This window comes from Haladaptatus sp. W1 (assembly GCF_001723155.1).
GTDB classification, from domain to species: Archaea; Halobacteriota; Halobacteria; order Halobacteriales; family Haladaptataceae; genus Haladaptatus; species Haladaptatus paucihalophilus.
On the sequence record NZ_MEIH01000136.1, the window covers coordinates 1 to 11,028 of the forward strand.

At 64.4% G+C, this 11,028-nt stretch carries 8 protein-coding genes; 4 read left to right on the top strand and 4 right to left on the bottom strand.

Translation table 11 applies throughout. The annotated features are described in order from the left end of the window. Positions 1 to 666 carry an HAD family hydrolase gene (locus BG842_RS07715; RefSeq protein ID WP_069450328.1) on the top strand — a complete coding sequence of 222 codons (666 nt, stop codon included), beginning with the start codon at positions 1 to 3 and terminating at the stop codon, positions 664 to 666. A gap of 22 nt (positions 667 to 688) precedes the next feature. Here the strand turns inward: BG842_RS07715 and BG842_RS07720 are convergent, their stop codons facing one another. Continuing rightward, positions 689 to 1,528 (bottom strand): fructosamine kinase family protein, encoded by an 840-nt coding sequence (locus tag BG842_RS07720; RefSeq protein WP_069450329.1) that lies wholly within the window; start codon positions 1,526 to 1,528, stop codon positions 689 to 691. Between the two features lie 109 nt (positions 1,529 to 1,637). Between BG842_RS07720 and BG842_RS07725 the strand changes: the two genes are divergently transcribed. Further along, positions 1,638 to 1,856, top strand: a complete 219-nt coding sequence (locus BG842_RS07725; RefSeq protein WP_069450330.1) for a hypothetical protein — start codon at positions 1,638 to 1,640, stop codon at positions 1,854 to 1,856. Positions 1,857 to 1,876: 20 nt separating this feature from the next. On the opposite strand, the gene BG842_RS07730 is transcribed toward BG842_RS07725, so the two are convergent. Next, the gene (locus BG842_RS07730) at positions 1,877 to 3,385 is read right to left on the bottom strand and encodes a phosphoenolpyruvate carboxykinase (ATP) (RefSeq protein WP_069450331.1); all 1,509 of its coding nucleotides are present in this window, start codon (positions 3,383 to 3,385) and stop codon (positions 1,877 to 1,879) included. A gap of 256 nt (positions 3,386 to 3,641) precedes the next feature. Here BG842_RS07730 and eif1A point away from each other — a divergent pair, with 256 nt between their 5' ends. Continuing rightward, positions 3,642 to 3,926 carry a translation initiation factor eIF-1A gene (eif1A, locus tag BG842_RS07735; protein WP_007977950.1) on the top strand — a complete coding sequence of 95 codons (285 nt, stop codon included), beginning with the start codon at positions 3,642 to 3,644 and terminating at the stop codon, positions 3,924 to 3,926. 178 nt (positions 3,927 to 4,104) lie between these two features. After that, a complete protein-coding gene (locus BG842_RS07740; protein ID WP_026177765.1) occupies positions 4,105 to 4,473 on the top strand; it encodes a rhodanese-like domain-containing protein in 369 nt (122 codons plus the stop codon). Between the two features lie 136 nt (positions 4,474 to 4,609). Here the strand turns inward: BG842_RS07740 and BG842_RS07745 are convergent, their stop codons facing one another. Next, positions 4,610 to 4,804 (bottom strand): cold-shock protein, encoded by a 195-nt coding sequence (locus BG842_RS07745; RefSeq protein ID WP_069450332.1) that lies wholly within the window; start codon positions 4,802 to 4,804, stop codon positions 4,610 to 4,612. Positions 4,805 to 5,033: 229 nt separating this feature from the next. Next, positions 5,034 to 11,028, bottom strand: a 5,995-nt coding sequence (locus BG842_RS07750) for a PGF-pre-PGF domain-containing protein (protein WP_069450333.1), incomplete at its 5' end; no start/stop codon positions are given.

An 11,028-nucleotide genomic window follows, 5' to 3' on the forward strand; every position in this document is an offset into this window, starting at 1 on the left:
ATGTACGATGCGGTGTTGTTCGACAACGACGGCGTGCTCGTGAGACCGCCGAAACGCGAGTTGCTCCGCGACGCGGCGGTTTCGGCGTTCGAAGAATTCGACGTGGACCCCGCGGAAGACCACCTCGACGCGGTGACGCACAGCGCCACCCCCGACGGATTCCGGCGGGTCTGTGAGGAGTACGGGTTCGACCCGGACGCGTTCTGGAAGGCCCGCGACAGTGCCGCCTCCGAGACGCAACTTCAGGAGATAAGAGCGGGACGGACCACGACCTACGACGACGTTGGAATGCTCTCGGATTTCGACCGACCGCTCGGACTCGTCAGTTCCAACCAGCAGGCGACGGTGGAGTTCATGCTCGACTACTTCGAACTCGGACGCCACTTCGAGACCTACTACGGTAGGCCGCCCACTATCGAGGGAATCCGTCGCAAGAAACCCGACCCGCACTTCCTCGAACTCGCGCTGTCCGACCTCGGGGTGGAAGACGCCCTCTTCGTCGGCGACAGCGAGAGCGACGTGGTCGCCGCACACAACGCCGGAGTGGACTCCGCGTTCATCCGCCGACCGCACCGCGCCGACTACGACCTCACCGTCGAACCGACGTACGAAATCGAAGGGCTCCCCGAGATTTTCGACGTACTGGACAGAGGGGTGGAGGACTGAGGGTGGACGGCGGGGACGCCCGTCAGTACCCCACCCGCGAAAGCGTCCGGTCGAGTTCCAGCAGGTACTCGTCCCCGAAGTGGTAGACGTGTGAGAGCAACGGATAGACCACGTACACGTCGCGGCGCGAGTCGAACCCGGAATCGATGCCGCGAAGGTCGTCGTAGCGCTCGAAGAAGGCATCGCCGACGGTGTTCGTCCAATCCACGTACGCGAGTTCGATTTCCGCGTGGGCGTAGTACGTCGCCGGGTCGAGGAAGGCGCGGAGTTCTCCGTCGGCCGCGAGGAGGTTCGTCGTCCACACGTCGCCGTGTATCAACGAGGGTGCCTCGGGTTCGACCAGCAGCGAGTCGAGGTCGGCGGCGAGCGCTTCGACCCGCTCGAACGCGGACTCCGGCAGTGAACCGGTCTCGCGGGTGATGGACGCGGCGTGAACGAGTCGCCGGTCGCGGTAGAAATCGACCCACGAATCGGTCCACGGATTCGGCTGGCGGAGCGACCCCGTGAGCGTGTCGCATTCGAAACCGTAGGCCGGTGCGGTTTTCTCGTGGAGGGCGGCGAGGTGCGCCGCGACGTCCCGTTCGATTTCAGGGGTGATGGTCGAGTCGCCTTCGACGTACTCCAGCACGAGGAGGTCGTCCGCCGCGTATAAAACGTCGGGAACGGGAAGGCCGTGGTTGGCGAGGTGGGACAGCATGGTCGCTTCGACGGCGAGCGACGTCTCGCTCGTCTTGACGACGAGCGGCGCTCGGAAGTCGAACTCGATCCGACGGACGGTGCCGATTTCTCCCCCGTCGAGTTCGTGGATGTCGGTCGGCCGTTCGTCGATGACCGTCGAGAGGCGGGACACGAGTTCGTTCATCGGTTCGGATACACTCTGACGCGGGGTAAAACGCCGTTGTTTCGTCCCGCCGCGGGTGACAGGGTGACGATACCCTAGTTATTCGGAGCTTCGAGCGTTACTTCGTAGCATGGCTTACACGTGGCAGTACTACGACCTCGTGCTGGGTGGCATCCTCGCCAGCATGGTCTTCGGCGTGAGTATCGGCTATCTGACCGCCGTTTCCCTGTCGCTGTCTGTCATCGGTGCCGGGTTCGTCGCCGTCGCCATAATCGGCCACGGGCTGTTCGTGAACGGTCCGGTGGACGAACCGAGCGACTTGACGAGCGAAGTCGAGACGCTGAACTGAGGGAGAATAGAGTCAGTCCGTCAGTAGACGGCGTTTCGGATGTCCTCGTCCAAATCATCGAACGTCGAGAGGTGCACCCGACGCTCGGTCCGGAGTCGTTCCAGTTCGGACTCGTGGTCGGAAACGTTGTCCGCGACGGCGAACTCCTCGATGTCGATGCCGGGGACGGAACTCGGGACCGTGAGACCCGTCGCCTCGTTGTCCGTCCACTCGACCGTTCCGCGGGCGATTTCGCGGAGGAGGGTCACCGACTCCGTGACGCCGATGTCCTTGCCGCCGAGGTGACCGGTGTTGAGGATGTAACACTCGACGCCGAGGTCGTCGATGAGCTCGCGGAAGCGGTTGCCCTCTTCGCCTTTCGACCCGACGATGAAGGGGTTGGTGCCGACGACGCGGATGGACTCTCCGGCTTTCGACGGGTCGCCCGCGCTGGTTTCGATGGATTCGCCGAGCATGAACGCCACCGCGGCCTCCTCCGGCGTGAGCTTCGAGACCGGCGGCATCGTCGGATTGCGCGTGATGAAAAACAGTTGGTCGACCCTATCGAGGTCGATGTCGTCGCCCGACGATTCGAGCTGGTCGCGGCGGATGACGGCGCGTCCGTTGGACGTGTGGTGGTCGCTGTCGAAATCGACGGTCCCGTCCTCGTCCACGTCCACGTTTTCGAGGACCGCGGATTCGTGGGTTACCGCGTCGTACATCGCGGGCTGTTCCTCCTCGTCCAGTCCGATGGTCTTGACGTAGAGACCGTGCCCCTCGCTTCCGGCGACGCTTCCGTCGGGGAGCAGCGCGCACACGTCGTCCTGTAGCATCGTCGCCGATTCGGGGTCGTCCAGCCAGAGGCCGTGGGCGGTCAGCGTGGATTTTCCGGTCGCCGACAGGCCGAGGAACACCTGTCCGACGTCACGAAGCTCGTCGTCTTCGTCCTGTAACGTGACCCGCTTGCTTCCCGCGTGCAGTCCGAGTCCGCCCTTCTTCTTGGCGTGGAACATGAACAGCCGGAGGAAGGACTTCTTCGCCTCACCGGTGTAGTCGCTGCCGAGCACGGCGGTCATCCCCTCCTCGGGACGAATGCGGACGGCGATTTCGTCCCAGTCGGGTACCTGCACCGTGACGAAATCGGGTTCGCCCGGTCCATCGACCGGTTCGAAGAGGTTCGCCCACGCGAGGGCGATTCGACCGTACTTCGTCGGAACGTAGAGTCGGCATCGGTAAGAGTGGTCGGCGTGTCGGCCCATCATGCGGTCGACGCACAGCATCTCGTGTTCTCGGGCGTACGTCACCGCATCCTCGATGTGTGCGAAGTCGTCCGCGTCGAACTCCTCGTCCACCGCGTTCTTCGTCTTGTCGGCGTTGCGCGACCGCTCGCGGCTGACGTAGGACGCGGAGCCGAACTCGGCCGTTGTCTCCAGCTCCCGCGAGAATTCGCGGAGCTGTTCCAAGGACGGATTATATCGTACGTTATCGGCCTCGGTCGGATCGGGGAGTGTCGACTTCAGGGATTGGACTGACTGCCCAGTGTCTGACATCGTGCTTGAACGCCCCATCCCGAGACGTATAATTATGCACGGTTTACGGCCGTCTTAGTGCCCTCATAACTCCGATATCGGCAGAATTGTGATTTCGGACGCGAGTAAATAATCCGCGTTTCGACGGTCGGACGACCCGGGGTGAGGTCAGGGAAACGACGAGCCACGGACGCGATTCGTTCGGAATGATCTCGCCCGTGACACGCGGTATCGAGCGACACCTACCACTTAACCGTGTCCGCCACATATTCCACCTGTGAGTGAAGAAACAGGGCGTCGGAATCTCCGAATGCCAAACAACGACGAGATGTTCGCGGTCGTCACCCAGCACAACGGTGGCAACCACGTACAGCTCCGATGTAACGACGGAAAGGAACGAATGGGCCGCATTCCCGGTCGCATGAAATACCGGACGTGGATCGAAGAGGGCGACATCGTGCTCATCGAGCCGTGGGACTGGCAGGACGAAAAGGCCAACATCGAGTGGCGCTACACGAGTCAGGACGCGGACCAACTCCGTCGCGAAGGCCACATTCAATGACGCCTTCGGCGAACTGAAGCGGACTTCTCACCGTCAATTCCGGGAGGCAGAATTTTCCAGCGGTCGCTATTTTCGTGCGAGGTGCGATTCTGTGCACATCGGGACCCCATCGAACACGCTCGTCTCGGACATGCCGATGACGTCAGGGCTTTAACGACTCGGTACGATTGTGGGAATGATGAGCAAGATTCGTCCCGACGAACTGGACGAGCGACTCGACGCCAACGACGCGCCGTTCGTTCTCGATATTCGACCGCGAAAGGCGTTTCAGTCGGACCATATCGACGGGAGCCGCAACGTCCCCGTGTACGACGAACTTCGCGCGGGTAACGAGGACGCACTTCGCGGCCGTCTTGGAAAAATCCCACAAGACAGACCCGTCATCACGGTCTGTAAGATGGGCGTCGTCGCCACGCGCGCGACCAGCGTCCTCGACGACGAGGGGTACGACGCCACGACGCTCGCGGGCGGCATGAGCGGGTGGCGCGGCTATCGAAACGGGTCGCTCGGCTACCGACTTCGGTCGCTGCTCTGGCGACTGTTCTGACCGTCGAATCCGATTCGAGAATGCGTTTTCCTTCCCGTGAACGTACCGTCAGAGCCATCGCTCTCGGAGAGCGAGTGCATTGAAAGAAACGAAAGTGCGCCCTGTCGCCGTGTGGCGACGGTGCGAAAATTCGAGTTTACTGTCGAACGACGTTCTTCGCGCGCGGACCCTTGGGGGCCTGCTCGATGTCGAATTCGATTTCGGTACCTTCCGTGAGATCCTCGCCGCCAACGTCTTCCATGTGGAAGAAAACGTCCTCGTCCGCGTCGTCAGTCTCTATAAAGCCGTAACCGCCTGTATCGTTGAAGAAATCAACTTTACCGGATGCCATTACGATTATACACAGTCCCACGACACGGTTAAGGGTTCCGCATTCGTTTTCAAAAATCACGTTTTTTTAGACGAAAACAGTTTCTAGCCACCGGCATCTGGTCATCCGGACACGTATGGTGGGTTATTCGTGGATATGGTGACCAATTCGTCACAAGGAGCGCCGACTTCCGTGGTATCCACATAATCGCCTCGCTCCCATGGATGGGTCGCTTTCTCTCGATAGCAACTCACCGCACGCGTCTCACGAGGAGCGCCACGAGAACGGCGACGACGGCGAGGCCCGCGAACAGCCAACCATTGGGACCGCCGCCCGTCTGCCGCGTGGTGCCTGCATCCCACGCCTTCTCGGTCGTTCCGGGCGTCGCCCGCAACGTCGCCGTCGAGGTTTCCTTCGTCGTCCCGACGTCGGTGGTCGTCGTTCGAGACGTCTCCCGGTTCTCGTCGGCTGCCCTGAAGAAGGCGACGGTCCCGGCCGATACGTCGTCGATGGCGATGCCGTAAGTTCCGGGGCGGTCGCGCGTCACGTCGAACGTGACCGTTACCGTCTCCCCGGCCGGAATAGTGACGGTTCGAGCGGCCAGCGTCGTCCCGTTGGCCGTCACGGCGAGCGAGTCGTTCGCCAGCCAGTTCCCTCGATTCGTGACCGTCGCGGACGCCGTGACGGGAGCGCCGACCGCGGCGGACGGTTTCGAGAGGCTCGCACCCGTCACCGAGAGCAGGTCCGCGTCCCGAAGTCCGACCGCGAACACCGACAGGCCGGGGGAGTCGGCCCGCAAGACGTACTCGCCGCCGTCTCTGCCGACCACGCTGGTGTCGGGGGCGTTCCACCGGCCGCCGTGGTACCGGTAGACCACCGCCTCGGTGGCGTCCATACCGGTCTCCTCGAAGCGGCGGGCGTCGATTCGGAACGTGAGTCCCGCGCCGTCGATGTCGGCGTCGCGGACCGAATGGTCGACCTCGACGAACCCGACCGCGTGGCCGCCGAAGTCGGACGCGTCGCCGAGCCGGGCGGCGGAGGCGTTGACGGTCAGACTGTAGTCCATCGGCCGCTCGACGGTGAGGTTCAACCGGCTGAGGTTCACGCCGTTCGAGCCGGTCTCGTTGCCGAACGCCACGCCGACCCGCTGGTTCGCATCGGCGTTCCTCACGGAGACGTTCGTCGTCTCGTTCGTCCCGCGCGTGACATCCACGGAGAGTTTCGGGTCGTGCGCGTCGGCGTCGGTTCCCGTGGAATCGGACCCGGAACCGGTTCCGGGGCTACTGTCGCTTCCGCCGTCATCGTTTCCGCTTCCGCCGCTCCCATCACTTCCATTTCCGCCGCTTCCACCGCCGCCCCCATCGCCACCACCGGTCCCGTTTCCTCCCGTTCCGGTTCGTGTCGTGTTGATGGTGACGCTGGCGACTTCCCCCGACGACCCGTCGTTGCCCGCATCGTCGAGCGCCTCGTCGAGCGTCGCCGTGTAGGTTCCGTCCACGCTGCCGTTGTAGGTCGCGGTGTACGACGTCCCGTTTTCGGTGAAGTCGGGCAACGTCAACGTGGCGTTCTCCTCGCCGCCGATGGTGACGGTGGCGGCCGAGAGGTGGTCGGAGCTATCGAAGCCGACGACAACCCGCCTGTCGGCCGGGCTGGTGGCCACGAAGTTCGAGATGGTCGGCGGGCGCGCCTGCAAGGTAACGTCGTCCGTCTGCCCCGCCGCTCCCTCGTTGTCCGCGGTATCCGCGAACCCGACGACCGTCACGTCGTACCGGCCGTCCGAACTCCCGTCGTAGGACGCGGTGTACGTCGTGCCGTTCTCGGCGAAGTCCGCGAGCGTCAGGGTCTCGTTCTCCGCACCGGAGATGGCGACGTCGAGGGACGAGAGTTGCTCCGAGCTCTCGATTCGAACCCGAATTTCGTTCCCGGCGGGGTTCGTCGCGTTGACCGTCGAGACGCTCGGCGGTGTGGCGTCCACCGTGACGGACCCAGATTCGCCGCTCGAACCGTCGTTGCCCGCGTCGTCGAGCGCCTCGTCCAGCGTCGCCGTGTACGTCCCATCGACGCTGCCGATGTACGTGACGACGTAGGTCCCGCCGTTCGCCGACGGATTGCTCCGGGTCAGCGTGGCCGTTTCGGCACCAGAGACGGTGACGCGGACCGCCGAGAGCCGTTCCGAGCTATCGAAGCGCAGGCGCACCTCTTGGCGCGTCGGATTCGAGACGGAGACGTTCGAAATCGTCGGCGGCGTCGTGTCGATGCCGATGCCGTCCGTCTCGCCGGACGCACCGTCGTTGCCCGCGTCGTCCGCCGCCGCGTTCAGCGTCGCGGTGTAGTTCCCGTCGCTCGACCCCACGTAGGTCGCCGCGTAGGTGTACGTCCCGCTTCCGGTCGCCGTCTCGGAGAAATCCGCCCTCGTCAGCGTCCCCGACTCGCTCCCCGAGACGGCCACGGAGATAGTCTCCACCCGCTCGTCGGCGTCGAAGGAGACGGTAACGTCCTGCCCGCTGGGATTGGTCACGGTGTAGTTTCCGACCGTCGGTGCGGTCGAGTCGATGGCGAACGTCGCGTCGCTGGCGTCGCTGCCGACGTTGCCGCTCGTGTCGGTCGCGCTGACGCGAACCGATACGGACCCGGAATCGACGGCGGGTATCGTCCAGTCCTCGGTTCCGTCGTTCGCCGTGTCGGACCGAACTGTCGTCCAGTTTCCGCCGCCGTCGGTGCTGTACGCGATGGAAACCGTGTCGACGCTCACGGAATCCGTCGCGGTCCACTCGATGGGTATCGTCTCCCCGCCGCGGACGGTCGCCCCGCCGTCGGGTGCCGAGAGGGTCACCGCCGGTGCCGTGTCGTCGACGAGCACGGTTTCCGTTTGACCGGTCGCGCCGTCGGTCCGGCCGTCGTCCGCGGTGACCAACTCGAACGTGTAGTTCCCGTCGGTCCCCCCGGTGTACGTCGCCGCGTAGGTGTATCCCCCGTTGCCGTCCGGTGTCGCGGTGAAGTCGCTCGTCGTGAGCGTGCCGCTCTCCGCGCCGCTCACCGCGACCCCCACCGCGTCGAGTTGGTCCGCCGAATCGAACGACACATCGATGTCCATTCCTCCGGCCTTCGTCGCCGCGAAACCGTTGACATACGGAGGGACGTCCACGCCGAACGCGTACCCGGTCGTTCCCTCGTTCCCGACCGTATCGTTCGCCGAGACGTTCACGGTGACGGTACCGTTCGGCAGCGTCGGAACCCCCGTTCCCGTCGGGTCGATGGTGAGCGTCCCGCCGCCGAAGGACACACCATCCGTTGCGGTTCCGCCGCCGAACAACTGTCCGCTCGCGTTGCTGAGCGTCACCCGGATGCTCCCCTCGTCCACGTTCGTCGTCGTGTCGGCGATGTCCACGTTAATCGCCGTCCGGTTGTCCGTCACCGTTCCGGTCGGAACGGGGTTGGCGAACGTCGGTGCCGCCGTATCGACGACGTACGAGAACTCGGTCGCGTTCCCGTTGCCCGCCGTGTCGTTCGCCGAGACGGTGACGTTCACGCCGCCGTCGGCCAACCTGATTCCGGCCGCCGTCGGGTCGATGGTGAGCGTCCCGCCGCCGAAGGACACGCCGCCGTGGGTTGTTCCGACGGCGGCGAGCTTCGTTCCGCTCGCGTCGTCCACCGTGACGCGAATCGAACCGCCATCGACGCTCCCGGTCGCGTCGGCGATATCGACGGAGAGCACGGACTCGTTGTCGGTGACGGTCGTACCCTCGGGCGTCGGATTCCCGAACGTCGGGGGCGTCGTGTCCACGGTCACGCCGTCCGACTGCCCCGTCGCCCCGTCGTTGCCCGCCGCGTCCCGCGCCGCGTTCAGCGTGGCCGTGTAGGACCCGTCGTCGCCGCTCGAATACGTCGCGGTGTACTCGTACGGACCGCTCCCGGATTCGGTGAACGACCCCAGCGTCGTCGTCCCCGACGGCGTATCGAGAGCGACGGACGCCGCGTCGAGGGATTCGCTGGCGTTGAACGACACCGTGACCGTCCCGCCGCCGGTGTGCGTCACGCCGAACCCGGTTATCGTCGGCGTCTCCGTATCGACCGAGAACGCGTGAGTCGCCGCCACGAGTCCGTTGCCGATGCTGTCCGCCGCACCGGACACCGTGACGTTCCCCGTCGTCGTCTCGTCGTCGTCCGCGATGGTGACCGTCCCCGTCCACGTCGTGTCGCTGTCGAACCCGCCGCTGACGGTGTACGTTCGATTGAGGTCCGTGACTGCCACGGTCGGACTCACGCTCCGGTTCATCGCCTCGTCGAACGTGACCGTCACCGTCCGTGCGGTTCCGGCGTCCGCATCGTTGATTTCGCCGTCACCGATGGTTATCGACGACGCGCTCGGCCGTTTCGTGTCCTTCGTCACCGTCGTCGGTGCGGCGTACCCCTCCGTGTTGGCATACCCGCCGTCGAGCGCCAGCGCGGTCACCGTAATCGCGCCGTCGTCCAGCGAGGACACGTCGATTCCGGTGACGGTTACCGTCTCGGTTCCGGGCGTGATGCTCCGGTTCGAAACGACCGTCGTCGTCGTCCCGTCCGTCACCTCGACGCTCACTTCGTCGGCCTGTGAGTCGGCGACGAGGTTCACCGTAACGTTGTAGTCGGTTCGATTGCTCCGCGTGACGTTGCCCGCGGCGGTCGAATCGGGCTTCGCCGGTCCCGTGCTGTCGACCTGAAACGTGTTCGACCCGTCGGGGGTCATCACGTTCCCCACCGTGTCGGTCGCGTTCGATACCGTGATGGTCGCCGTCCGCTGTTCGTCGTCGTCCGCGATGGTGACCGTCCCCGTCCACGTCGTGGCGTCGTCGAATCCCCCGGTGACGGCGTAGGTCCGGTTGAGGTTCGTGATTTCGACCGTCGGAGAGATGCTCTGGTTCAGGGCCTCGTCGAACGCGACGGTCACGGTCTGCTGGGTCCCGGTATCGTACGTCCCGATCGGCGCGTTCGAGATGCTGGCGTCGACCACTTCCGGGAGCACGGTGTCCTTCGTCACGCTCGCCAGTCCCGGCGCGGCGTTCGAATTCCCGCCGTAGTCGGTGAACGTCGCACCTATCGAAATCGACCCCTCGGGGAGGCCGGACGCGTCGAGGTTGCTGAACGTGACTGTCTCGCCGCTCGAATCGGCGTCGGATTCGCCCGCGACCGTCGTGCTGTTCGTCACCGTCCCGCCGTCGAGCGACAGTTGTACCGTCCCTGCCTCGTGGTCGTCCGGCAGCGTCACCGAGACGGTGTAATCGCCCTGATTGCTCGCGTTGATGTCGGACGCCGACGCGCCGGTCGGCGCGTTCGGCCCCACCGTATCCCGCAACGATTTCGCCGCCGTCACCGCTGCGTTCCCGTACGGGTCGTACACGCGACTCGCATTCGGGGCGATGGTGTCGTTCCCGAGGTCGGTCGCCGAAACGGCGGCGTCGAACGTCACCGTCGCCGTGTCCGACCCGGCCGTGTGACTCACCGAACTGATGCTCGTCGCGCCACCCCCGTTGCCGTCCGTGAACTGCAGGTCGCCCGCGGTGAGCGCGTTGCCGCCCTCATCGACGACGCTCTCGTTGAACGTGAGCACCGCGGTAGTGCTCCCGACCTCCGTCTCGATACTCTGTAGCCCTGGCGGAACGGTATCGACGGTAACGCTGTCCGTCAGCGCCGACGCCGACTGGTTGGTCGCGGCGTCGTTGCCGACCGTATCGTTGGCGAGCGTGACGTCTGCCGTGTAGTCGCCGTCACTCGACCCAGCGTAGGAGACGGTATACGTGTAGGTTCCGCTGTCGTTGGTTTCGGTGAAATCGCTCTTGGTGAACGTCGTCGTCGGTTCCGGGCCGGTGAGCGAGACGGACGTTCCGTTCAACTGCTCGTTCGTCGTGAAGGAGAATTCGAGCGTTTGGCCCGACGGGTTCGTGAGGTTCACGTCGGAGACCCACGGCGCGCTGCCGTCGATGGTGACTTGGGCCGGTGTCCCGCTCGTCAAGTTATCGCCAGCGTCGAGCGTTTTATCAGGGAAGGAATTGTCGCTAACCGCATACACGTCGTACGTTCCATCCAAGCCAGCGGTCTTTCCGGCAGGAAAACGGTCGTTAAAGGAGTTATCGCTCGTGGAAACTGAGACGTTCATGTATTGTTCAGTAGCGTTGTAAAACCCGTCACCATTTTCGTCGAGGACGACGTAGATGTAGTGATCCCCGGAGAGACCGACCGTATAATAGCCAAAGGACTCCGACGGAGCA

Bases quoted from the DNA above. Each gene is read 5' to 3' on its own strand.
- BG842_RS07715 (WP_069450328.1), top strand. From the start codon at position 1: ATGTACGATGCGGTGTTGTTCGACAACGACGGCGTGCTCGTGAGACCG.
- BG842_RS07720 (WP_069450329.1), bottom strand. From the start codon at position 1,528: ATGAACGAACTCGTGTCCCGCCTCTCGACGGTCATCGACGAACGGCCG.
- BG842_RS07725 (WP_069450330.1), top strand. From the start codon at position 1,638: ATGGCTTACACGTGGCAGTACTACGACCTCGTGCTGGGTGGCATCCTC.
- BG842_RS07730 (WP_069450331.1), bottom strand. From the start codon at position 3,385: ATGTCAGACACTGGGCAGTCAGTCCAATCCCTGAAGTCGACACTCCCC.
- BG842_RS07740 (WP_026177765.1), top strand. From the start codon at position 4,105: ATGAGCAAGATTCGTCCCGACGAACTGGACGAGCGACTCGACGCCAAC.
- BG842_RS07745 (WP_069450332.1), bottom strand. From the start codon at position 4,804: ATGGCATCCGGTAAAGTTGATTTCTTCAACGATACAGGCGGTTACGGC.